Genomic DNA, 23,798 nt, shown 5'->3' with positions numbered 1-23,798 from the left:
TTATGCATGTTGCCAGGGCTGTACGAAAGACCGGGTTTCAGGGGCGCTTGTGCCAGGTTCTGAGTGGATGGTGATTGGCGCTGCAGCTAAAGGGGAGGTGCGGCTGCCGAAGCAGCCGCACGAGAGATCATGAGGGCTGGTCGTCAGCTTTCATCACGCAATAGATGCGGTAGGCGAAAATGGTTGGCAGTACGCCCAGGAACTGGATGACCAGCGACACCAGCATCATCGCGCCTTTTTGGTCGCGCAGAACTTCCCCCATCAGGGTTTCGGCCAGTAGCAGTACACCGAAAATCAGTGCCAGTCCTTGTAGCAGGGGCCAGAAGAAATCGGCTGTTTTTTCCCAGCTGCTTTTCAGGGAATCCACAGGACCCATGCCTTCCATGACACAGTAGAACTCGGCAAAGGCCAGGCGTATGCCAATATAAATGCCGGGTATGATCAACAGGACCAGGCCGAAGGAGATGGCCAGTACCGAGAGGATATAGGTCACCAGCAGTCGGCCCCAGCACGTCATGCTCAGTGCCAGTGCGCGGCCGACCGTCAGTGGTTGGCTTTGGAGTACCGACTGCAGGTAGAACAGTGTCGCGCCCCAGTAGACAGGCATCAAGGCGAGGTCCAGAGCCGAGCTGATGAACATGTTGCGTTGCACCATCTCCATCGGCAGATCCTCGGTATTGCTGGGCAGCTGTTGAATCAGTTGGAACTGCACAAAAGCCAGAAGTGCCAGGAATGGCAGCTGAATCAGTGCCAGACGATTCAGGTGGTTGCGAAAGAAAAACAGGCTTTGACGAAGGTAGTCGAAGGTCATGAGCATCCCTGTGACTGAGGGTTGATCGGTTTACGCAGCCGCACCAGCTTGAACTGGCCAGTATCCAGATGCGTGTGGATATCTGTGAACAGATCGCCGGCCTTGCGTTCCAGTGGAATATGTTGGTTGACCACAAAACAGGCGGTTCCGTTCGCACTCAGCAGGCGCTGCGCAGCGTGGAGAAAACGGTCCGTCAGGTCGCCGTCAACGGAAAAGCCGCTATGGAACGGTGGATTACAGACGATCAGGTCGAAACCTGACGTCAGCCGGTCACCTGCGTTGGACGCGATGACTTCGGCCTGTTCAAGTCCTGCTTTATCCAAATTGTAGCGGCAGGCGGTGAGAGCTGCTGCATTGTTATCGCTGCAGACCAACCGAGTATTATTATTGGTTACATTCAGGGCGAGGTAGCCGAAGCCACAGCCCAGATCCAGAACGGAGCCGTCGAACGGTATGGGGGCATTCAGCATGCTGGGCAAATGTTCTATCAGCAATGCGCTGCCTCGGTCGATCTTGTTCCAGCCGAACAAGCCCGGTTTTGACCAGTATTCATGCTGCGCGTCTTCACAGACCGGACGAAGTTCAGTGTAGCGTTGATGGTCCGGGCACTCACCGGCTTTGCTGCCAGCGCCGATTTCAGCAAGCCAACTCTCCTTGCCCAGCTTCTGCTCCCGGCGGACGCCGCCGAGACAGCTCTCAGCCTTGCGTGCATAGGTGCGTATGCCTTCGCCCTTGTCACCCAGCAGGACCAGACTGCCATCAGGGCAGAGCAGACGTCGGGCTTCGTTAATCAGGAAGTGTACGACGGGCTTTTCCTTGGAGACGCGGTAGAGAATAAGATCAAAATGTTCATCCGCGCAGGCTGATAGATCGAAGTCACTGAAACGGGCCTGCCAGCCTCGTTGCTGCAGGCGCTCAATGACATCGAGGCGATTGCCTACAACCTGAACCGATGGATTGGCGGGCACATCCAGCTGGATATTTTCGTCCACCAGCCAGAGAGTGTTGCCTGTGGCGTTGCGCAACAGGCGGTTGAGTTCGGTGGTCAGCAGGTCCATGTCAGATACTGGCAATCTCTTCGTCGGTCAGTTCACGGTATTCACCCGGCTCCAGCATCTCATCAAGGATGATGGCACCGATCTGCTCGCGGTGAAGGGCTTCAACATGGTTGCCGATGGCGGCAAACATGCGCTTGACCTGATGGTAACGTCCTTCATGCAGGCAGACACGTGCTTCATGTGTCGACAAGATTTCCAGCTCGGCCGGTTTGGTGCGTTGTTTTTCACCCTTGAGCATGAGTCCGTCCGCAAACGTGCGTACAGCATCCTCCGGAATCGGGTCCGAGGTCGTGACATGGTAAACCTTGCCGGTCTTGTGATTCGGGGAGGTGACACGGTGGGCCCATTGGCCGTCATCGGTAAGCAGCACCAGACCAGTGGTATCAATGTCGAGTCGGCCGCAGATATTCAGCCGCTCAACTCTTGGCAGTTCCAGCAGGGTCAGCACTGTCGGGTGGGTCGGGTCGTCGGTCGAGCAGACCACGCCTTCCGGCTTGTTCAGCATCAGGTAGCGGGTACGCGGTGCTTCCAGGGGCATGCCCTGCAGACAGATATCGTCGTTTTCGTCGACCTTGCGTCCAGGGTCGCGTTCCGGCTCGCCATTAACAGTCACTTCGTCTGCATGCAGCATACGCTTGACCTCTTTTCGCGAGAAGTCGGTTACCTGGGTAATATATTTGTCGAGTCGCATGTGAACCTGCAAAACAGTCAAAAGGTCTAGTATATAGTAGCGGCCGAAGCGACCACAGGGCGTTGTGAAAGCCGTGGCCGAATCCGCTAGAATGTCGCTCTAAATTTGATTGTTGAGGTGGCTGTGAAGCTTTTTGTCGATAACCTGACCCATGTGGATTTTTCCTATTTGCACCCCGAGCGAGGTCTGCTCGGCGAGTCATGGGCAGTGCAGCTGGTATTGGATGGCAGTCTGGATGAGCAGGGAATGATCTGTGACTTTGGTGTCGTCAAGCGTCGCGTCAAGCAGTGGCTGGATGCCAATGTTGACCACCAGCTGGTGGTACCCGCGCAGATGAGCGGCTTGAAGCTGAGTACTCTCAACGGTGTTACCGAGGTTGACTGGTGTTACCCGGATGGCCGTCGTTTTCTGTGTCGAGCGCCAGAACAGGCAATCGCCGCGGTGCCGGTCAAGGCGATTGATGAGCGAAGCTTGGCACACTGGTGCCGTGATCAGCTGTTGACGCTGTTTCCTGATCAGGTCAGAGGAGTGGAATTGGCGTTCGTGCCAGAGTCAATTGACGGCCACTTTTATCATTACAGTCATGGATTGCAGCAACATGACGGTAACTGCCAGCGCATCGCCCATGGCCACCGTTCAAAGATCGAGATCTACCGTAACGGTCATCGTGATGAGGCGTTGGAAGGCGTCTGGGCCGAGCGTTTCCGTGATATTTATATTGGTACTCGTGCCCACCTGAACACCGATGCCAATGGCGAGCATCATTATGCCTATATGGCCCCTCAGGGGGCTTTCGAGCTGATTCTTCCGGCTGACTGTTGCTACCTCATTGATACCGAGACAACCGTAGAGCAGATCGCCATGCACCTGGCTGTCGAGATCAAGGCAGACCACCCCCATGACGAAGTCGTCGTGCGGGCATTCGAGGGGATCGGCAAGGGGGCCATTGCCACGGCTTGAGGTGTTGCTATCCTTCTGGATAACCAAAACAGCCGCCTCCTGGGCGGCTGTTTCATTGCGGCTCACACCATGGTCAGTCGCGTTCGATGGCCAGAGCAGTACCCATACCACCACCGATGCACAGAGTCGCAAGGCCTTTCTTGGCATCACGTTTGATCATCTCGTGTACCAGGCTGACCAGAATGCGGCAGCCTGAAGCGCCGATGGGATGGCCAAGCGCGATGGCACCGCCGTTGACGTTGACAATGTCGGTGTTCCAGCCAAGGTCCTTGTTGACCGACATGGCCTGAGCCGCGAAGGCTTCGTTGGCTTCTACCAGCTCCAGATCATCAATGCCCCAGCCGGCTTTTTCCAGTGTTTTGGTGGTGGCGCAGATCGGACCGGTACCCATGATGGCCGGGTCAACGCCGGCAGAGGCATAAGCCTTGATGCGAGCCAGTGGTTTGAGGCCCAGAGCTTCTGCCTTTTCGGCCGAGCAGAGGATCACGGCGGCGGCACCATCGTTGATTGTGGAGCTGTTACCGGCGGTAACAGTACCATCTTTCTTGAAGGCGGGACGCAGCTTGCCCAGCGCTTCGGCGGTGCAGCCAAAGCGAGGCTGTTCATCGGTATCGAAAACAACCGGGTCGCCCTTACGCTGCGGGATGCTGACCGGAATGATCTCATCCTTGAAACGGCCGGACGTTACGGCGGCTTCGGCCTTGTTTTGGGAGGCCGCGGCGAAGGCATCCTGCTCCTCGCGGCTGAAGCCGTACTTCTCGACAATGTTCTCGGTGGTGATGCCCATGTGATAGTTGTTGAAGGCATCCCAGAGACCATCGTTGATCATGGTGTCGACCATCTTCCAGTCGCCCATGCGTGCACCGTTACGTGAGTTGGGCAGAATATGGGGGGATTGGGACATGCTCTCCTGTCCACCGGCTATGATCACGTCAGCATCACCACAACGGATCGCCTGAGTTGCCAGCTGCAGGGCCTTGAGACCTGAGCCACATACCTTGTTGATGGTCAGGGCGGGCACTTCCTGCGGGATGCCGGCATTGATCATCGCCTGACGGGCCGGGTTCTGGCCGCAGCCTGCAGTCAGTACCTGGCCCAGGATCACTTCGTCCACTTCCGCCGGGTTGATACCGGTCTGTTCGATGAGCCCTTTCAGTACAGCAGTACCCAGTGAAGCAGCAGTGAGGGAGGAAAGTGAACCATTGAATGCACCAACCGCCGTACGACCGGCGGCAACGATCACAACATCGCGCATAGTAAGTGTGCCTCTTTCATTCATATCATTATTGATCCTGTGACCATGCTAATGACGCTCGGTGACCGGGATATTGCATCCTGGTGCGCACAGGTCTGGTCACGCATGGGCGTGTAACCACGAGGTCTTTCGAGTCTGCGTGATGTGGGAAGGAGGTGTCAAGTAGACGAAGAGATAAGCTTGATGCACCGCACAAAAAATGTAAGCCCTATATAAAAGGCTTACACTGGCATTATTGTGCGGTGCGAAGAGATTCAGATTTCGATGTTGTCGATCAGACGGGCGCGTCCGAGAAACGCAGCGGCCAGAATGACCTTATCATCCTCAGGAAGTGCCGGCTTTAAAGTATCGCGATTCAGGATACGGAAGTAGTCACGGCGGAAACCGGCCGCTTCCAGAGAGCTCTGTGCAGAGTCCTCCAGAGCCGAAAAATCCTGAGCTCCGTTACGAATGGCCGTGGCCGTTTGCTGCAGGGTACGCTGCAGTAGCGGCGCAAGCGCCAACTCTTCTGGTGTCAGGTAGCCGTTTCGTGAACTGAGTGCGAGGCCGTTATCGGCCCGCTCTGTCGGAACACCGATGATGTCAACGGGAATGCAAAGGTCACGAACCATCTTGCGGATCACGGCAACCTGCTGGTAATCCTTGAGGCCGAATACGGCGATATCCGGTTGCACCATGTTGAACAGCTTGCACACTACCGTGGTGACACCCCTGAAATGGCCCGGGCGGCTGGCGCCGCAGTGAAGATCGGAGAGACCGGGAACTTCTACAAGTGTTTGCTGCTCCTGGCCTTCCGGATAGACTTCTGCAACCGAAGGGGCGAATACCAGGTGGCAGCCTGCGGCTGCCAAATGCTGCTGGTCTTCCGCCAGTGTCCGCGGGTAGCTGTCCAGATCCTCGTTGGCACCGAACTGCAACGGGTTGACGAAGATACTGGTAATAACTACATCTGCCTGCTGCAGAGCTGTTTCGACCAGACGCAGATGCCCCTGGTGCAGGTTGCCCATGGTTGGAACCAGCGCAATACGTTTACCGGCCTGACGGTGCTGGCGCACCGCTGCTCGCAGTTCAGCGATGGTGTGAAGCGTTTGCATTGTTAGTCGAATCCATGTTCATCGGCCGGGAATTGACCGCTACGTACCTGTTCACCGTAGAGACGGAAGGCATCCTGAATGCTATCGGCTTCGGGCATGAAGTTCTTGACGAATTTGGGTGTGCGGCCGGGAGTAATACCCAACATGTCGTGCATCACCAATACCTGCGCGTCGGTATGAGGGCCTGCGCCGATACCAATGACCGGGATCTCGACATTTCGGGTGATCTCGTCGGCCAGCAGTGAAGGCACACATTCCAGCAGCAGCATGCTTGCACCAGCCTGTTCCAGACGTTTGGCGTCTTCCAGCATCTTCAGGGCTGAATGCTTGTCACGCCCCTGGACACGGTAGCCGCCCAGCTTGTTGACTGCCTGGGGTGTCAGCCCCAAATGGGCGCATACGGGGACGCCGCGTTCGGCCAGCAGACTGACGGTCTCACAGAGCCAATCGCCGCCTTCCAGTTTGACGATGTGTGCTCCGGCCTGCATCAGGACAGCGGCGCTTTCCATCGCCTGTTCGGGGGTGGCGTAGCTCATGAATGGAAGGTCGGCCATGATCATGGCGCCCTGATTGCCGCGGGCAACACTGGCGGTGTGGTAGGCCATTTCTTCAACGGTAACGGGCAGGGTGCTGTCCTGTCCCTGCAATACCATGCCGAGTGAGTCACCGACGAGGATCATCTCGATATCGGCACTGCTGACCAGATGTGCAAAGGTGGCATCATAGGCGGTCAGTACGGCAAACTTCTCGCCCGCCTGTTTACGGGCGCTTAGGGTATGCAGCGTGATGTTACTCATAGCATTCTCTTTGTTATCAATGAGACGCCGATCAGTTCGGCCTTGAGCGGATTATAACGATATACGCTCCAACGTGCCCAGTGGGCAATGGACTAGATGCTCGGACAAGGCTGAGCCGTCCGGCAAGAGCAGTTCCGGATCGATTTCAGCCAGAGGCCAAAGCACGAAGTTGCGTTCCAGCATCCAGGCATGGGGAACGGTCAGCCGTTCTGTCGAGATGGTACGGTCATCAAACAACAGAATATCCAGGTCCAATGTCCTTGGGCCCCAGTGAATCTTGCGTACGCGCTGGTGCGTCTGTTCGATCGCCTGAAGGGCATCCAACAGTTGCTCGGGTTCAAGCTCCGTCTCCAGAGCCGCCACGGCGTTGATGTAGTCCGGTTGCCCGGGAGGGCCAACCGGATCCGAGCGGTACAGGGATGAGCGCGCGGCCACGCGGCTTTGGGGAATATCACCCAGCTCAGTGAGAGCGTCGATAACCTGTTGTCGTGGATCATCGAGGTTGCTTCCCAAGCCAATATAGGCGCGTTTCACTCTCACTCTCCCTGGCTATGTTCGTCGTGCTGCGGACGCTTGCGCGGGCGGCGACGGCGCTTACGCTTGGGTTTCTCACCATGCTCTTCCGGCATCATCTCGCGACGACTGCCCGGGTTGGCGGCCTGATACTCTGTCCACCACTGGCTCAAACCGCCCAGATCTTCACCACTGTTCTCACGTAACAGCAGGAGGTCATAGGCGGCACGGAAACGAGGATGTTCCATCAACTGATCAGCACGTCGTCCCTGACGGCGAGGCAAGCGTAGCTGCAGTTCCCAGATTTCACGAACAGGAGTCGAGAAGCGGCGTGGAATAGCGGTGCATTTAACCTGCTCGGCCAGTACCTGGTTAGCGGCTTCATGAAGTAGAGGAACGGGCGGCAGATCAGACGTGGCTTCCAGTTCGCGCATGCGTTGCTGCAGCGGATACCAGAGCAGGGCCGCAAACAGGAACGCCGGGGTAACACTTTTGCCCTGAGCAAGACGACGGTCGGTATTGCACAGTGCATTGATTAGCAGTGTTTCGACCGGATAATCGTCACTTTCCAGTGCCTGGTCTGTCAGTGGAAACAGATACTGAAACAGGCCAAAGCGTTGCAGCTGACGATAGGAGGCTTCACCATGTCCCGATTGCAATAATTTGAGGACTTCGTCGAAAAGGCGTGCCGGAGAGACGTTGCGCATCAATGGGGCCAGTTCGCGGATCGGATTAGCGGTTTCCGGTTCGATCTCGAACCCAAGTTTTGCCGCAAAACGTGCTGCTCGCAGCATGCGTACGGGGTCTTCACGGTACCGCTCGTTGGCATCACCGATCATGCGCAGGCAATTGTTCTGCAGGTCTTCGTATCCACCCGCGAAATCAAGAATACTGTGGTCCTTGATGTCGTAGTAAAGAGCATTGACGGTAAAGTCGCGGCGCAAGGCGTCTTCTTCAATGGTGCCATAGACGTTGTCACGCAGGATCATACCTGTCTCTGCCGTACGAGCCTGGTCGCGGCTGACTTCATCCTGATCATGTGATGCACGGAAGGTAGCAACCTCAATAACCTCACGGCCAAAACGTACATGCAGCAGCTTGAAACGTCGGCCAATCAGGCGCCCGCGGCGAAACAGTTCAACGGCTTCTTCCGGATGCGCTGATGTCGCGATATCAAAATCCTTGGGTTTCAGGCCACGAAGCAGGTCTCGGATACAGCCGCCTACCAGGTAACCTTCATGGCCTGCATCTTCGAGTCGGTAGACCACTTTCATTGCGTTGTCGTCGAGATAGCGACGAGGAATCTGGTGAGCCTCTTCCGGAATACGGCGGTAGCCATCTTCAGTTGCAGGAGCGACGGAAGCGGTGGTGAGGTCAGTGTCAGTATTGCTGGAGCGCTTGCGGATCAGGATCCAGGCGGCCAAAGCGGCAGCGAGCACTGCAATAACGATTAATAGAGTGGTCGGCATGGGTTGAGCTGTGTCCCTGTCTGTAACGTCTCACGGATGGCGCATCATAACACCTGGTTACCCTTAGGGCATAAGGTTGGGTGTAATGGAAACGGAGACAGCAGTGATCGGAAGATGTTGGGTAGCGAGCGAGGAGGGAGTGGGGTGTCGGTCGCAAAGTGACAACGTAAAACTTAGCTTGTTGTTTTTGTTCCTAAGAGCACTGATTGGGGAGCGCTTCTGTGTCACTTCGACGACCGACTAAGCCTCATTGTTATTTTTATTCGAGGCGGGTCTCTCATCTACAGGACCGTTTTTATTTTTATTGCTGGTCAGGCGTCTGAGAGTCGTTGTTGTTGTTCTGATTAGATAAAAGCATTACTCGTGCCAACTTTTTTAAGTTATTGTTTTATAATGATTGTGTTCTTTCGGACTAGTTCTTTGGGTCTATTGCGGGAACAGAGTGTTACCAGAATATACGCAAACTGTTTCCGAGGTGGGTAGTTCGGTAACCATGTTCTGTGTATGGGTATAGGTTCGTCAGTATTGGCTTTAGGGAGCGCTGTCTTCAGGCGGGGCAGGTGAGTTCAGCCTATCTGTAAGGATGCGGGATCACTCCAGCGTTAGGTGTTGAACAAACGCTAGGACTATATTGTTATCCTTGGCCCAAGGGTGGCTGGCGCGATCAGAGGTGTGGAGTAAAGCGTGCTGGTGTACAGAGGTACAGAGGTACAGATGTGTAGGGGGGCTGTGTTAGGGGGGGTATCGGTCGTAAAGTGACAACGTAAAACTTAGCTTGTTGTTTTTGTTCCTAAGAGCACTGATTGGGGAGCGCTGCAGTGTCACTTTAACGACCGATTAAGCCTCATTGTTATTTTTGTTCGAGGCGAGTCACTCATCCGCATAACCTGTTTTTATTTTTATTGCTGGTCAGGCTTCAGTGTGTGCGTTGTTGTTGTTCTGTCTTAAATAAAGCATCATTCATGCCAGTAATCATAACTCTTTGTTTTTAATTGTTATTGATCGTTGGTCTTGATGCTTTGGTATAAAAATAACAACGGAGTGTTACCCAAATATACATCCTGAGGATGTGTCTGGGTATTTGGGTAACACTCTGGGGTGTTACCGGATGTTACCCTTTGGGCTTGCGGGGGATGCCCAGCTTTTGGCGCCGTTCCCAAAGGCTTTTGCGGCTGATCCCCAGTGTCTTGGCGAGTTCGGTTTCGCTCATCTGGTCCTGGTTTTCCAATACAAAGCGCTGGAAGTAATCATCCAGAGACAAGTCAGTGCGCGGACGTTCGCTTTCACTCTGGACGGGCTGTTGAGACTGTCGGTATTGGCTTTCCAATTCGCTAAGGCTCTGTGACTCGACTTCAAGCCCCAGTAAATCAGGCGTGATCTGGTGGCCATCGGCGAGAATGACGGCTCGTTCGATGGCATTTTCAAGTTCACGTACGTTACCGGGCCAGCGGTAACTGCGCAGAAGCTGGCTGGCTTCCGGTGTGAAGCTGAGCTGCTCACAGCCGAGTTTGTGACTCTGCTTTTCCAGAAAGGCTTCAGCCAGTTCGAGGATGTCATTCTCGCGTTCGCGCAGTGGCGGCATACGCAGTTCCATGACATACAGACGATAATAAAGGTCTTCTCGGAACTGACCAGAGCGGGCACGACTCTTGAGGTCGCGGTGAGTCGCGGCAATCAGGCGGACATCGACCGTCAGCGGCTGGACCGCGCCCACGCGGCGAATTTCACCCTCTTGCAGGAAGCGTAACAGGCGGGCCTGGGCCTCCAGCGGCAGTTCGCCGATCTCGTCAAGAAACAGTGTGCCGCCATCGGCTGCTTCAATCAGGCCGCTACGACTGCTGGTTGCTCCGGTGAAGGCGCCTTTCTCGTGACCGAAAAGTTCGGATTCGATCAGTGTTTCCGGAATGGCTGCGCAGTTGACACAGATCATGGGTTTGCCGGCACGAGGACTCTGCTCGTGGATGGATCGAGCGGCCAGTTCCTTGCCTGTGCCGGACTCACCCAGAATCAGTACGGTGGCATCGGTACGGGCAACCTTGGCAATGCGGCGATACAGCTCCTGCATGGCCTGACAAGAACCGATGATCAGGGTCTGACCGTTGCTGTCGTCTTGTGCCATTTCGGTTTTAGCGACGGGAGCAGAGTGCTGTGCCAGAATGCCAGCGACAGTACTGAGCATTTCATCATGATCGAACGGCTTGGCAATGTAGTCGACGGCACCGAGTTTCATAGCGTCTACGGCAGAACGAAGGCTGGCGTAACTGGTCATGATCAACACCGGAACCTGGCCGGCCAGCTCAATCAGGTCGGTTCCCGGTGCTCCGGGCAGTCGCAGGTCAGAGATGATCAGATCAAAGCTGTTCAGGCTGTAGTTTGCGGTAGCATCGGCCACTGAGTCAGCATCGCTGATCTCGTAACCGTTTTTTTCCAGCAGGCGTTTCAATGCCGAGCGGATGATATTCTCATCCTCAACAATCAGAATTCGACTCATCCGGACAAACCTTCTCCATCTGCCTCCGGCTGTTCTGCACTGGCAGAACCTTGCAGCCGGGGTAAAGTGATAATGACCCGAGTGCCTTTGTTCTGTTTCTTGTTGGCCGGACTCACAATCTCGATACTACCATAGTGCTGGGTGATGATGTTGTAGACTAAAGGCAGACCCAGCCCCGTTCCCTTACCCGGCTCCTTGGTGGTAAAGAAGGGTTCGAACAGCTGCTCCAGGTGTTCTTCCGGGATGCCGCAGCCCTCATCAGTGATCAGGATGCGACTGCTGTGTTCATTGACCTCAGAATCGATGAGGATATCGCTCTCGGCGGGAGAGGCGTCACTGGCGTTGTTGAGCAGGTTGACGAACACTTGCAGCAACAGCTGCAGGTCGCCCTGAATCAGCAGTTTTTGATCGACATTATTAACGAAGTGCTGCTGGCGCCCATGGCGGTCCAGCGTCACCAGATGGATCGCTTCCTCAATGCAACTGAACAGGTTCAACGGCTCCAGGTGACCCGGGCCTTCCTGGCGGCCGGTGTGCGCAAAGCGGATCAGCGACTGCACAATGCGGTTGATGCGTCGTGTCTGGTCGACGATCTGATCTCCCGTTTCCAGCACTTCAGGCTGCTCGGTTTCCAGCTTCAGGTTTTGGGCAAGGCATGCAATACCGGTGACCGGGTTGCCGATTTCGTGAGCAACTCCGGCTGCAAAACGGCCAATCGAAGCGAGACGCTCACTGTGCGCCAGTTTGCGCGCCATCAATTGGTGCTGCGTTTCTTCTTCAATCAAAAGTACCACGCCCTGAGCCGGGGTATCATCCAGTCGTGCCTTGTGCAGGCTGAACCATCGCTGAGCGCCTTCCAGTTCGATACACTCGGCACTTTGATGTAAGGCATCAGTGGCCGCAAAGCGCTCCAGCAATTCCGACCAGGGTTTTGGCAGTTGATCAAGCAGAACTCCCAGCGTGCTGTCCGAGGTCAGTCCGGTATAGGCCTCGAGTTCCGCGTTCCAGAACAGAATGCGCTGCTCCGCATCCAGTGTGCAGACTCCAATCGGCAACCTTTGCAGAGTGGCGCGGTGGTAACGGCGCAACTGGTCCAACTCGGCCGCCAGGCCCGACAGACGCTGGTCATAGGCTTCCAGTTGCTGTTCCAGCAGGTGGACATTGCGTGCCTTAAAGCCGCCGCTGCTGGCAGGCGTGTCCAGCGGTTGCAGCAGCGCTGCCGCTTCAACCGGGCCAAGCAGGCCGGACAGATTTTGTTCCAGTTGTGCACGCAGCCGCAAACTGTCCAGCGGGGACAGTCGACCGACGGGTAACTGAAGTTCGTGCAGCGCCCGTCGAACTTCACGCACAGCGGTATTCTCGCCCAGTCGTGGCATCAGTCGATTGACGAAGTCGGCATCACTTTGTACCTGGATTCCCTGGTCCGAGGGGCGGGGGAGGGCATTGAGCAGGCATGCTTCTGCGGCTTGGCGTTCCTCCCTTCGTCCCGGGAACAGCAAGGAAACGGTAACCAGTACCAGGCTATTGGCCAGCAGTGAAACCAGTGCGATCTGATACCCGTGCTCGGCAGGTCTTGCCGGATCCATTCCGGTTTCAAGCGCTCCCATCATGGGCAGTAGCAGGCCCAGTGCCCAGACGGTGAAGCCAGCTCCGACGCCGGCCAGAAAGCCATTGCGACTGGCTGCCGGCCAATACAGTGTCACGAGTACGCCGGGCAGAAATTGCAGGAAAGCGATAAACGCCAGCAGTCCCAGCTGGTTGAGCGCAAACCGGTGGCCGATGAAGTGGAAAAAAAGATAACTGCCGAGCATGACGGCCAGGATGATCAGACGGCGTACCCACAGCAGCCAGGCATAAAATCGCACATTATCCGGCACCTTGACGAGCGGCAACACCACATGGTTCTGCAGCATCGAAGCGAGCGCGACGGTGGCAACTATGATGATGCCGCTGGCGGCGGACAGGCCACCAATGAATGCCAGCAGACTCAGCCAGGGGAGTTGCAGGGTCTGGCCCAGCTGTATCACCAGATACTCGGGGTTGTCGATCGCATTGCTCTTGATGGCCGCCCACAAAATGGGTGGCACCGCCAGGGCCAGCAACAGCAGGAATAGCGGGAGGCCCCAGCTGGCTCGATACAGGCTTTCGGTTGGCAGGTTCTCGGTGAAGGCGACATGAAACATGTGCGGCATGACGAAGGCGCAGGCAAAAAAGGCCAGCAGCAGCACCTGCCAGTGATCGACCGGGGGCTGGCGCAACTGCTGCAGCTGTTCAGGGTGCTCTGACAGCCAGTCGATCAACCCACTGGGGCCATCCAATACCGCAAAAAGGGCATAACCCGCGATGATCAGCAGTGCGAGCAACTTGACCAGAGATTCGGTGGCAATGGCAAAAATCAGACCGTTATGACTGTTACGCAGGGAGGCGTGACGAGCACCAAACAGGATGGTGAACAGTGCAATGACGGCACAGAAACCGATCGCGGCCTGATTGGAGGAAATCTGTGGGTTGAGCATCGGCAGTGAGTCGGCCAATGCCTGAATCTGGATCGAGATCAGTGGCAGGCTGGTGAACAGCATCAGCAGGGTGGTCAGGGTGCCGACCCGGCCGCTGCGGAAACGGAACGCAAACAGGTCCGCTAATGAGCTGAGCTGGTGTCGTCGGGTGATACGCAGAATGGGGATCAGAATCAGTGGGGCCAACAGAAACGCTGCCGATGCGCCCAGATAAGAGACCAGGTAGAGATATCCCGATTGATGGGCGACGCCAAAGATACCGTAAAAAGTCCAGGCGCTGGCAAATACGCCGAGAGCCAGGACATGTACCAGAGGGTGGTGAATCAGGCGATCGGGCAGGCGTTTACGTTCGGTCAACCAGGCTGCACCAAAGAGCAGCAGCAGGTAGCCACAGCCCAACAGCAACAAAGTGGAGAGATCAAAGTTCATGATGTCGTTGACGCCATTCGATGGCCGCCGTGATCAGAATCAGCAGGGCCCAGACCAGGAAAGGTGCTGACCAGTGATGGTCGCTGAACAGCCACCAGTCGATCAGTTCAGGAATCAGTACCAATGCGGCTAATGTCAGCAACAAGAGGCGATGGCGAATCATTGCAGCAAGGCCTGTGTCGAAGCAAGGTGGCCTGAAGGGAATGTATCAGGCGTCAGATGCAGTCTGGCCGGAATGGCATCCGGACGCCAGGATTGAATGCCCCAGTGCAGGAGTTCGTCCAGACTGGCATCGATCAGTTCGGCAGCAGGGTCCTGTCCCAGTAACTGCAGCGCGAGCAGCAGCAGAGTCTGGCGCTCACGGGGATCGATAGCGGGCGCGAGGTTTTGCTTGCTCAGCTTTTGTCCCTGGGCATTGGTAATGACCGGAATATGGGCATAGCGTGGACGCGGGTATCCCAGTTGGTCCTGTAGCTCCATCTGATGCGGGGTTTCATCGATCAGGTCGCTGCCCCGCAGGACCTCGTTGACTCCCTGCTCGGCATCGTCCACGACCACGGCCAGCTGGTAGGCAAACAGTCCATCCCGGCGAAAGACCACGAAATCTCCTTCATGCCCTGACCAGTGGTAACGGCGCACGCCCTGAATTCGGTCATCGAATTGCTGGTCGGCTCGGGTGTGGCGCACGCGGTATGCAATATCCGAGTGTTCATCGGGGGGGTGTCGCAGGCAGTGGCCGTCATATCCCAGAACTCCCCGGGCTCGCAGCTGTTTGCGGCTGCAGCGGCAGGGATAGGCTGTATCGAGTACGATCAGCTGTTGCAGGGCCTCTTCATAGAGCTGCTTGCGCTGGCTTTGGTATACCACTTCCCCGTCCCAATGCAGACCAAAGGCATCCAGCGTACGCAGGATCGAGTCGGCAGCACCGGGCTGTTCACGTGGAGGATCGAGATCTTCAATACGCAGCAGCCAACGGCCGTTTCTGGCTCGAATATCCAGATAACTGGCCAGAGCGGCCAGCAGTGAGCCGAAATGCAGAGGGCCGGTAGGGGAGGGGGCGAAACGTCCGATACAGGGCACGATTAGCGCTCAACCAGCTGTCTGAGGTGCCAGTAGAGGCACCTCAGTTCAGATCTCAGCGGCCGATCTGCTTTTCCTTGATCTCGGCAAGGGTCTTGCAGTCGATGCAGAGGGTAGCAGTCGGTCGTGCTTCCAGACGGCGTATTCCGATCTCGACGCCGCAGGCCTCGCAGTAGCCGTAATCGTCGTCATCGATGCTGTCGAGTGCTTCATCGATCTTGCGAATCAGTTTGCGTTCACGGTCGCGGGTGCGCAGCTCCAGACTGAATTCCTCTTCCTGGCTGGCACGGTCACTCGGGTCAGCGAAGTTGGAGGCTTCCTCTTTCAAGTGGGTGATGGTGCTGTCAACCTCTTCCATCAGCTCACGTTTCCAGGCAAGCAGGATTTTACGGAAATGGTCTTTCTGCGCATCATTCATGTACTCCTCGCCATTATCCAGCGGATAGGGTTCGAAATGCATGAACTGTGTGTTGTTGGTATTCGGCATTGGCGCAGCCTCACGTCATTGGGGGGTCAGACTCTTTCAGAGCGCAATTGCTCCGGCCCAGCGCCCCTGATATGGGAACACTATGTGCTTTAAAAGCCGGTGAAAGTACCAGAAGCCCACTCTTTAGGCTAGACCCCTTTGTGGTTTTTGCCATCCCATTGATATCAGGCAGAAGTTTTGCGGGATACAGCTACGACGAATGTCGATATACTGCGGCGGGTGTTGAATAGAGAGACAAATCGATGAATAGAGGCTGGACTGAACGGGCGCGCGAGATCGATTCGTTCAAGGTAATGGATCTGCTCAAGCGAGCCGCTGAGCTTGACGCTGCCGGGCATGATGTAGTGCATATGGAAGCGGGCGAGCCTGATTTCCCGACGGCTGAACCGATCCTTGCTGCAGCCCAGAAGGCTCTTGCTGCGGGCCAAACCCGCTACACCCCGGCCGGGGGGATTCCCCAGCTGCGTGAGGCGATTGCCGCGTTTTATCAGCAGCGTTATGGCGTCAGCATCACGCCACAGCAGGTGTTGGTAACGGCGGGTGCTTCAGGTGCGCTGCTGTTGGCCTTCGCCCTGCTGGCGGCTCCGGGCAGCCGTTTCCTGCTGGCTGATCCGGGTTACCCCTGCAATCGACAGTTTTTGCGCCTGCTGGAAGCGCGAGGCCAGTTGGTTCCGGTGGGGCCTGAAACCAATTATCAGCTCACGCCGGAGTTGATTGAACAGCATTGGCAAGCCGATACCGCGGGTGTCCTGCTGGCATCCCCTTCCAACCCAACCGGTTCTGTCGTACCGGTCGGGCAGTTGGCTGATATCGCTGCAACGGTCGACCGCCTCGGCGGTGCACTGATTGTGGATGAGATCTATCACGGCCTGACCTATGGCTTCGATGCTGAGACCGTACTCAGTGTGGCACCCAATGCCGTGGTGCTGAACAGTTTTTCCAAGTACTTCGGCATGACCGGCTGGCGCCTGGGATGGCTTGTGGCTGAAGAGGCGGCGGTGGCCGAGATGGAAAAGATGGCCCAGAACCTGTTCATCTCACCGGCAACGCTGTCACAGTACGCGGCACTGGCGGCGTTTGAACCTCAGACGCTGCAGATATTCGAACAGCGTCGGGCTGCCTTTGCGGAGCGTCGGGATCGACTGGTGAGTGGGCTGCGCGAGCTGGGTTTCGGTATTCCTCTCATGCCTGAGGGCGCGTTCTACGTCTATGCCGATGCATCTCATCTGACCGACGACAGCTACGCCTATTGCTGGTCATTGCTGGAAGAGGATCATGTGGCGGTCACTCCGGGGGCCGACTTCGGTTGTAACCATCCGGAGCGCTATATCCGCTTCTCATACACGACGGGGCTGGACCGCATCGAACTGGCGCTGGCGCGTTTGAAACAGCGTATCAGTCGCGGCTGAGGTAGACCTGGCCGTCCCTGACCGTGCAGGACAGTGCATCCAGCTGCTCGCCCGGGCAGGGGCCGGCCACACAGACACCATCTTCGATGCCGAACAGGGCGCCGTGAGTGGCGCACTGGATAAACTGCTTTTCGTAGTCGAGGAACTGATTCGGCTGCCATTCCAGGCGTATACCCCGGTGCGGGCAGCTGTTTTTCCAGGCCAGCACCCGCTCCCCGCGACGCAGCAGGAGCAGGGCTGTGCCGTCATCGAGCTCAAAACCGCGGCCTTCCACCGGGTCGAGTTCATCGATTTGGCATAGATGGATCTCGTTCATATCAGTCCCCAATCAGGCGTTGAGCGCGCAGTTGTGCCATCAGCTGCTCGATCGCTTCGTCATCGCGGGTATCCACTGGCAGCGTGATCAGCTGTTCTTCACTGCTCAGAGGTTGCATGACGCTTAACTGTTCGCGCATGACCTCAACATCCGCATCGGAGGGGTCTCGTCCCTCTTCCTGGCGCCGCTTGAGCCGGGCCTCAATCAGGTTCTGTTCACAGTGGCAGCTGATAATCCTCACGGGCAGGTCAAGCGTGTTGGCCAGCTCGACATAGGCATTACGGGTGCGCTGGTGGATGAACGTTGCGTCAACGACGACCGAGTAGCCAGCCTTGAGCATCAGCGTGGTGGTTTCCAGCAGGTGCTGGAAGGTACGGCTGTTCATCTCAGCGCCATACATTTCCAGCGACATTCCCTGCAGACTGAGCTCGCGGTACAGCCGCTTGCGCTCCACGTCGGAGCGGATACGGATGACACCAACGGCTTCTGCAAGACGTTCGCTGAGGTAACTCTTGCCGCTGCCGCTGACGCCGTGCATCAGGAATACGGCAGGAGAGCGCTCACGGCAGTAGTGTTCCGTCAGTTTCAGATAGTGACGACAGGTGGGCACATCAGGCTGGGTGCCCAGCATTGCGACTTTGGCCCGGACCATGGAGCGATAGGCCTTGTAAAAGTTCAGTAACGGCAGGGCAGAATAGTCGCCGGTCAGCTCCAGATACAGGTTAAGGCAGCGGTTGGCCCAGCGGAACTGCTGATTGGCTTCCAGGTCCATCAGCAGGAACGCCAGATCGGAGATGGTATCGATCCAGCGGAACTCCAGGTTGAATTCGATGCAGTCAAAGAGCCGCAGTTCGTCGTGGAACAGGTTGATATTGGCCAGGTGCAGGTCGCCGTGACACTCACGGACATGCCCCTCGCGCTTGCGCTGGCGCATGAGCCCTTCCAGTGCCCGGAAGTTTTCTGCCGTGCGTGTGGACAGCTGCTGCAGCAACGCCCAGTCATCTGTTTCCAGGTGATCTGGCGGGATGAAACGGTAGTTGTCGGCAACGACTTCCCAGAGGGTGTCGGGTTCACCCCAGGGGCTGTCTTGGGCGACGATGGGAATGCGCTGGTGAAAAGCAGCAATCTGCTCGGCCAGCAGATCAATCCAGTGGGTTTCGAACAGGTGGCGCTGCAGCAGGCGGTCAAGGCGCAGTTCAGGATCGAACTGGTACATTTTGACCGCATACTCGATGATGCCCTCGTCTGCTTCCAGCTCGGGGGTTTCGCTGCTGCCGCCGATCGGAACCAGGCCGATATAAATGTCCGGTGCCAGTCGCTGATTCAGGCGCACTTCTTCCTCACAGCAGTGACGGCGCTGTTCCAGCGTCGTAAAGTCCAGAAAGCCGAAGTTGACCGGCTTTTTGATCTTGTAGGCGTACTCCCCGGTGAGCAGCAACCAGGATATATGGGTTTCGATCACCTCGACCTGTGCAACTGCATGTGGATAGCAGGCTGGGTCGCGCAATGATTCGATCAGTTTGGGTAACATGAGGCTCCAGCTGTTGTCAGCGATGGCATGAGATTATACTGACCCGATGAGTAAAAAGAGAACTCCCCCCGCTAAAGGGCGCCGGACGCGCCGATCCAAACAACCTTCCCTGATGGCTCGAATGCTCCGCTGGCTGTTTAAGCTGGGGCTGGTGCTGACAGTGATCCTGGCCGTTGGTCTGATCTATCTTGATGCTCAGGTACGCAGCAAGTTCGAGGGCAAGCGCTGGGCTGTGCCGGCCAAGGTTTATGCCAGGCCGCTGGAGCTCTACCCCGGACAAAACCTGAGTCGGGATGAACTCAGGCAGGAACTGAAGGGGCTGAACTACCGATTCGTGCGCAGTGCTGACCAACCCGGTGCCGTGGAGTGGGCCAGCAGTCGTGCCCGTATCCATACCCGCGGGTTTAATTTTCCCGATGGTGAGGAACCGGCGCGTAACATGTTGCTGACTTTTTCAGGCAGCACGTTGAGCGATATCCGCGATGCCGAGGGGCGCCGATTGCCGCTGGTGCGACTTGAACCGATGCTGATTGGTGGCATCTATCCCAAGTCCAATGAGGACCGTGACCTGATCAAGCTCGAGGAAGCGCCGCCCCATTTGGCTCAGGCGTTGGTGGCGGTGGAAGATCGCCGTTTCTATGAGCATTGGGGGGTGTCTTTCAAGGGTATTGCGCGTGCCATGTGGGTCAACATGCGTGCCGGTCGCTTCGTGCAGGGGGGCAGTACGCTGACCCAGCAGCTGATCAAGAACTTCTATCTGACATCCGACCGGACGCTCAGTCGTAAACTGCTTGAGTTGCCGATGGCGATGCTGCTGGAGCTGCACTACGACAAGGACGAAATCCTTGAGGCCTACCTCAACGAAGTCTACCTCGGACAGTCAGGAAATCGTGCAATTCACGGCTTTGGGTTGGCCAGTCAGTATTATTTTGCTCGTCCGGTGCAGGAACTGGAGCTGGATCAGGTGGCGCTGCTGGCCGGGATGGTCAAAGGGCCGTCCTGGTATGATCCGCGCCGTCACCCTGAGCGAGCACTGGAACGGCGTAATCTGGTGTTGAAGATGCTGCGTGATCAGGGACAGATCAGCCAGGCAGAGTATGATGATGCACGCCAGCGTACTTTAGGGGTGGTCAAGCAGCGCAGTCTGCACAAGGGAGCCTTTCCGGCCTATCTGGATCTGGTCAAGCGCAAGTTGCGGGAAGAGTACCGGGATGAGGATCTGAGTACGGAAGGGCTGCGTGTATTCACTGCGCTGGATCCATTGGTGCAGACCCGCGCAGAAGCTGCACTCGAGACCAGTATTCAGGGACTGGAGAAGCGTTACGGGCAGAAGGCACAGGGACTTGAAGCCAGTATGGTGGTGACCGATCCACAGACCGGTGAAGTGCTGGCGTTGATTGGTGGTCGGGAGACCCGCTATCAGGGCTTCAACCGTGCACTGGATGCGTTGCGTCCCATCGGCTCGCTGGTCAAACCGGCGGTCTATCTGGCCGCTCTCGAGAAGGGATATACGCTCAATACTCTGCTGGAAGATGAACCGTTCAGCGTCAAGCTGCCGGATGGGTCGCTTTGGCAACCACAGAACTTTGATCATCGCAGCCATGGGCTGGTGCCTCTGCACCGTTCACTGGCGTTGTCCTACAATCAGTCCACGGCCAGATTGGGGATGGAGGTAGGGCTGGAGCGAGTGATCGACATGCTCGAGCGTCTGGGGGCGGAACGTGAGCTCAAGGCCTATCCATCCCTGCTCCTGGGGGCGCAATCGCTTTCGCCGCTGGAACTGGCCAGTATCTATCAGACAATCGCAGCCAATGGCTTCCGCATGCCGCTGAGGGTCATCCGCCGGGTGACTGATGCCGAAGGTGAAGAGCTGTCACGTTATCCGTTTACCCTGAAACAACAGGTCAAACCTGAAGTGGTGCATCTGTTACAGTATGCGCTGCAGGAAGCAGGGCGAGAGGGTACGGCGCGCAGTGCCTATTCGGTATTGCCGCAGAATCTCAACCTGGCAGGCAAGACCGGTACGTCAAATGATCAGCGAGACAGCTGGTTTGCCGGTTTCACCGGTGATCGGCTGGCGGTTGTCTGGCTGGGGCGGGACGATAACTCGCAGCTGCCGTTTACCGGCTCTGGTGGTGCATTGCGGGTGTGGACCGAGTTCATGCGTCGCGAAGAACCTGAGCCTTTCATCGCGACACGGCCGGCTGGCGTCGAATATGTCTGGATCGATGAAACGACCGGCCTGCGCTCGGATGAGCGCTGCGAAGGTTCACGCCTGCTGCCGTTCCTGATGGGTACTGCGCCTGAAGAAAAGGTCGACTGCGGTCTGGACAATCCGGTCAGACGCTCACTGGACTGGTTCCGCAACTGGTTTAACTGAATTCTAGAAGGACGCCATGAAAAAGGTTTATCTGATGGTGGGGCTTGCGCTGGTGGTCACTGGCTGTGCAGGTCCCAACCCTTATGTCTACAAGGCACCTGTAGAGGATCGTAGCCGTACACCTCAGTCCTCTGAGCCGGGGACCGTTGTACCGGTTGACCCTGTGCCGGGCGTAAAAGTCACCCCTATTGGTGGGGCGCCCGTGATTCGGGCGCAGCGCGAGGAAGAGGACAAGCCGGTCCAGATCCAGGCACCGGTCGAGCAGGTTGTGAGTCAGCCCCAGAGCCCCGCCGTGATTGCGCTGCTTGAAACCGCCCGCCAGGACAGCAGCAGCGGCAACCTGCGTACCGCCCAAAACCGTCTGGAACGAGCGCTGCGTATTGCGCCTCGAGATCCTGAAGTGTATATCCAGCTGGCTGATGTACAGCGCCGTCAGGGGCAGTTTCTTCAAGCCGAGCAGGTAGCGCTTAAGGGTGTGAGTGTCGCTGCGGGTCAGAAGAATCCCTTGCGTCGGCTGTGGAGTCTGATTGCGGATATTCGCCAGGAAGCGGGTAATGCGGCGGGCGCTGCTGAGGCCCGCCAGAAGGCAGCGGCCTACTGAGCCGCTGTTTGCCTGGAGGTCTGTTGCAGCAGTGCCCAGCTGAGCAGCAGTAGTCCCGACGCCTGAGCCAGCTGGCGCGCGACTGCTGGCAGCTCAGCAACCATCAGTGTCGAGGCGCTGAGACTGATCAACAACAACGGCGCCGCGACTGCGCAGGCCAGTCGTGAAAGTATCGGCTGCAGGCGCCAGGCCGATACCAACAGGGCAGCGGCCAGCGCCAGGCTGAGCCAGAGCGTGTAGTCCTCTCCAAGCCCCATACGGCGGCATAGCTCGAACAGCGCAAAGAGCGCCAGCAGCCAGCGTCCCCAGCCGGCCTTCGACCAGTACCAGTTCATGGCCAAAGCCAGTGTGGCCGTTGCCAGCAGTGGCAGGCCGGCATATACCGCCAGATTATCCAGCAAGCGCTGCAGCGTGGCGACATCCTGCGAGTCCGGTGTCAGCAGGAGCTGCCCCATTGCTGACATCGCAACAAAGAGCAGACTCAAACTGCTGACTTGCAGCTGCGACTGAGGCGCCTGGGCCAAGGTTTCACTGCGCCGGAACAGCAGCACAGCGCTGGCCAGTGCCACGATCAATAACAGGCTGTTACCGAGCATCGGTGATCAGCCCGCCAGCTTGGCAAAAACACGGTCGGCAGCTGCCAGGGTAGCATCCAGCTCTGCTTCGGTATGGGCGTTGGAGACGAAGCCGGCCTCGAAGGCAGAGGGTGCCAGGTAGATGCCTTCTTCCAGCATGCCGTGGAAAAACTTGCCAAACCGTTCGGTATTGCAGGCAGTGGCTTCGGCAAAGCTGCTGACCGTCTCCTGCTCGGTAAAGAAGAGACCGAACATGCCGCCGACACAACTGGTGGTAAACGGGATGCCATGTCTGGCGGCCATGGCTTCCAGGCCCTGGGTCAGGTACTCGGCCTTGGCGCTCAGCGCTTCATGAATACCTTCCGCCTTCAATGCGGTCAGCATTGCCAGGCCGGCAGCCATGGCCAGCGGGTTGCCGGACAGTGTGCCTGCCTGATAAACGGGTCCCAGAGGAGCGATGTGCTCCATGATCTCGCGCTTGCCACCGAAGGCGCCCACTGGCAGGCCGCCGCCAATGACCTTGCCCAGTGTGGTCAGGTCCGGCTTGATATTGAAGTACTCCTGGGCACCGCCCAGCGCAACGCGGAAACCGGTCATGACTTCATCGAAGATCAGCACGCTGCCGTACTGATCGCAGACGTCGCGCAGGCCTTCAAGAAAGCCTTCCTTCGGCAGGATGCAGTTCATGTTGCCGGCCACGGGCTCGACGATGATGCAGGCGATCTGATCACCGATTTCGGCAAATGCCTGGCGCACGTTGTCGATATCGTTATAGGTCAGGGTAATGGTGTGCTCGGCCAGTGCGGCAGGCACGCCCGGAGAGTTGGGTTCACCCAGTGTCAGTGCGCCGGAACCGGCTTTCACCAGCAGGGAGTCGGAGTGGCCGTGGTAACAGCCCTCGAACTTGACAATCTTGTCACGACCGGTGAAACCGCGGGCCAGTCGGATAGCGCTCATGGTGGCTTCGGTGCCTGAGCTGACCATGCGTACCAGTTCCATCGACGGTACCAGTTCGCACACCAGGTCAGCCATTTCGGTCTCGATAGCGGTCGGAGCCCCGAAGCCCAGACCGTTGTCCAGTGCTTCGCGTACGGCATTGATCACGGGCGGGTATGCATGGCCCAGCAACATGGGGCCCCAGGAGCCTACGTAGTCGATGTAACGCTGATCGTCCTCATCGAACAGGAAGGGGCCTTCACCACGCTTGAAGAAAATCGGTGTGCCGCCCACGCCCTTGAACGCGCGTACCGGCGAATTGACGCCGCCCGGGATGTGGGCCTGAGCGGCCTGGAACAGAGATTCTGAACGTGACATGGGACACTTCCTTTAATCTTG

The 23,798-nt window shown here is 57.2% G+C and carries 21 protein-coding genes; 4 read left to right on the top strand and 17 right to left on the bottom strand.

The features are described from left to right. Positions 1-127 precede the first annotated feature (127 nt). Genes LN244_RS14620 through rsuA form a run of 3 tightly spaced genes read right to left on the bottom strand, consistent with a single transcriptional unit; the run spans position 128 to position 2,560 of the window. The gene (locus LN244_RS14620) at positions 128-811 is read right to left on the bottom strand and encodes a YciC family protein (protein ID WP_239040508.1); all 684 of its coding nucleotides are present in this window, start codon (positions 809-811) and stop codon (positions 128-130) included. After that, the gene (locus tag LN244_RS14615; RefSeq protein WP_239040507.1) at positions 808-1,869 is read right to left on the bottom strand and encodes a methyltransferase; all 1,062 of its coding nucleotides are present in this window, start codon (positions 1,867-1,869) and stop codon (positions 808-810) included. Before LN244_RS14615 ends, LN244_RS14620 begins: the two co-directional genes overlap by 4 nt. Before the next feature lies 1 nt (position 1,870). After that, complete coding sequence (gene rsuA / locus LN244_RS14610; protein WP_239040506.1) at positions 1,871-2,560, bottom strand: 16S rRNA pseudouridine(516) synthase RsuA; 690 nt, start codon at positions 2,558-2,560, stop codon at positions 1,871-1,873. Between the two features lie 123 nt (positions 2,561-2,683). On the opposite strand from rsuA, the gene LN244_RS14605 reads away from it, so the two are divergent. Continuing rightward, on the top strand, positions 2,684-3,520 hold the full coding sequence (locus LN244_RS14605) for a 6-carboxytetrahydropterin synthase (RefSeq protein WP_239040505.1): 837 nt from the start codon (positions 2,684-2,686) through the stop codon (positions 3,518-3,520). 73 nt (positions 3,521-3,593) lie between these two features. On the opposite strand, the gene LN244_RS14600 is transcribed toward LN244_RS14605, so the two are convergent. The 10 genes from LN244_RS14600 to dksA all read right to left on the bottom strand — a co-directional run bounded on the left by LN244_RS14600 (position 3,594) and on the right by dksA (position 15,651). Then, positions 3,594-4,775, bottom strand: coding sequence for an acetyl-CoA C-acetyltransferase (locus LN244_RS14600; protein ID WP_239040504.1), 1,182 nt, complete (start codon positions 4,773-4,775; stop codon positions 3,594-3,596). A 254-nt stretch (positions 4,776-5,029) separates the two neighbouring features. Further along, entirely contained in the window at positions 5,030-5,869 is an 840-nt protein-coding gene (gene panC / locus LN244_RS14595; RefSeq protein WP_239040503.1) for a pantoate--beta-alanine ligase, read from the bottom strand. A 2-nt stretch (positions 5,870-5,871) separates the two neighbouring features. Then, positions 5,872-6,666 carry a 3-methyl-2-oxobutanoate hydroxymethyltransferase gene (gene panB / locus LN244_RS14590; protein WP_239040502.1) on the bottom strand — a complete coding sequence of 265 codons (795 nt, stop codon included), beginning with the start codon at positions 6,664-6,666 and terminating at the stop codon, positions 5,872-5,874. Positions 6,667-6,717: 51 nt separating this feature from the next. Continuing rightward, positions 6,718-7,200 carry a 2-amino-4-hydroxy-6-hydroxymethyldihydropteridine diphosphokinase gene (gene folK, locus LN244_RS14585; protein ID WP_239040501.1) on the bottom strand — a complete coding sequence of 161 codons (483 nt, stop codon included), beginning with the start codon at positions 7,198-7,200 and terminating at the stop codon, positions 6,718-6,720. Between the two features lie 2 nt (positions 7,201-7,202). Further along, positions 7,203-8,648: a polynucleotide adenylyltransferase PcnB gene (gene pcnB, locus LN244_RS14580; protein WP_239040500.1), complete on the bottom strand. Its 1,446-nt coding sequence runs from the start codon at positions 8,646-8,648 to the stop codon at positions 7,203-7,205. A 1,111-nt stretch (positions 8,649-9,759) separates the two neighbouring features. After that, positions 9,760-11,139: a sigma-54-dependent transcriptional regulator gene (locus tag LN244_RS14575; protein ID WP_239040499.1), complete on the bottom strand. Its 1,380-nt coding sequence runs from the start codon at positions 11,137-11,139 to the stop codon at positions 9,760-9,762. Continuing rightward, positions 11,136-14,084 (bottom strand): sensor histidine kinase, encoded by a 2,949-nt coding sequence (locus tag LN244_RS14570; protein WP_239040498.1) that lies wholly within the window; start codon positions 14,082-14,084, stop codon positions 11,136-11,138. The genes LN244_RS14575 and LN244_RS14570 overlap by 4 nt, the downstream gene beginning before the upstream one ends. Continuing rightward, complete coding sequence (locus tag LN244_RS14565; protein WP_239040497.1) at positions 14,074-14,247, bottom strand: hypothetical protein; 174 nt, start codon at positions 14,245-14,247, stop codon at positions 14,074-14,076. The genes LN244_RS14570 and LN244_RS14565 overlap by 11 nt, the downstream gene beginning before the upstream one ends. Beyond that, positions 14,244-15,164, bottom strand: coding sequence for a tRNA glutamyl-Q(34) synthetase GluQRS (gene gluQRS, locus LN244_RS14560; RefSeq protein WP_239040496.1), 921 nt, complete (start codon positions 15,162-15,164; stop codon positions 14,244-14,246). Before gluQRS ends, LN244_RS14565 begins: the two co-directional genes overlap by 4 nt. A 55-nt stretch (positions 15,165-15,219) precedes the next feature. After that, positions 15,220-15,651 carry an RNA polymerase-binding protein DksA gene (gene dksA, locus LN244_RS14555; protein ID WP_239040495.1) on the bottom strand — a complete coding sequence of 144 codons (432 nt, stop codon included), beginning with the start codon at positions 15,649-15,651 and terminating at the stop codon, positions 15,220-15,222. Positions 15,652-15,893: 242 nt separating this feature from the next. Between dksA and LN244_RS14550 the strand changes: the two genes are divergently transcribed. Continuing rightward, positions 15,894-17,060: a pyridoxal phosphate-dependent aminotransferase gene (locus LN244_RS14550; protein WP_239040494.1), complete on the top strand. Its 1,167-nt coding sequence runs from the start codon at positions 15,894-15,896 to the stop codon at positions 17,058-17,060. Here LN244_RS14550 and LN244_RS14545 read toward each other — a convergent pair. Together LN244_RS14545 and LN244_RS14540 are read right to left on the bottom strand one after the other, a co-directional pair. Continuing rightward, on the bottom strand, positions 17,047-17,376 hold the full coding sequence (locus LN244_RS14545; RefSeq protein ID WP_239040493.1) for a Rieske (2Fe-2S) protein: 330 nt from the start codon (positions 17,374-17,376) through the stop codon (positions 17,047-17,049). The genes LN244_RS14550 and LN244_RS14545 overlap by 14 nt on opposite strands. Before the next feature lies 1 nt (position 17,377). Beyond that, positions 17,378-18,907, bottom strand: coding sequence for a bifunctional aminoglycoside phosphotransferase/ATP-binding protein (locus tag LN244_RS14540; protein WP_239040492.1), 1,530 nt, complete (start codon positions 18,905-18,907; stop codon positions 17,378-17,380). A gap of 112 nt (positions 18,908-19,019) precedes the next feature. On the opposite strand from LN244_RS14540, the gene mrcB reads away from it, so the two are divergent. Continuing rightward, positions 19,020-21,287: a penicillin-binding protein 1B gene (gene mrcB, locus LN244_RS14535; protein ID WP_239040491.1), complete on the top strand. Its 2,268-nt coding sequence runs from the start codon at positions 19,020-19,022 to the stop codon at positions 21,285-21,287. A gap of 16 nt (positions 21,288-21,303) precedes the next feature. Continuing rightward, positions 21,304-21,888 carry a tetratricopeptide repeat protein gene (locus tag LN244_RS14530; protein ID WP_239040490.1) on the top strand — a complete coding sequence of 195 codons (585 nt, stop codon included), beginning with the start codon at positions 21,304-21,306 and terminating at the stop codon, positions 21,886-21,888. On the opposite strand, the gene LN244_RS14525 is transcribed toward LN244_RS14530, so the two are convergent. Both LN244_RS14525 and hemL read right to left on the bottom strand, forming a co-directional pair. Continuing rightward, positions 21,882-22,484, bottom strand: a complete 603-nt coding sequence (locus tag LN244_RS14525) for a hypothetical protein (RefSeq protein ID WP_239040489.1) — start codon at positions 22,482-22,484, stop codon at positions 21,882-21,884. The genes LN244_RS14530 and LN244_RS14525 overlap by 7 nt on opposite strands. 6 nt (positions 22,485-22,490) lie before the next feature. Then, the gene (hemL, locus tag LN244_RS14520) at positions 22,491-23,777 is read right to left on the bottom strand and encodes a glutamate-1-semialdehyde 2,1-aminomutase (RefSeq protein ID WP_239040488.1); all 1,287 of its coding nucleotides are present in this window, start codon (positions 23,775-23,777) and stop codon (positions 22,491-22,493) included. Positions 23,778-23,798: the final 21 nt, after the last annotated feature.

It is taken from the genome of Marinobacterium sediminicola (genome assembly GCF_022343685.1).
Classification (GTDB): domain Bacteria; phylum Pseudomonadota; class Gammaproteobacteria; order Pseudomonadales; family Balneatricaceae; genus Marinobacterium; species Marinobacterium sediminicola.
Note: the sequence above shows the minus strand (reverse complement) of the source record. Positions and strands in the feature narration are given on the sequence as shown.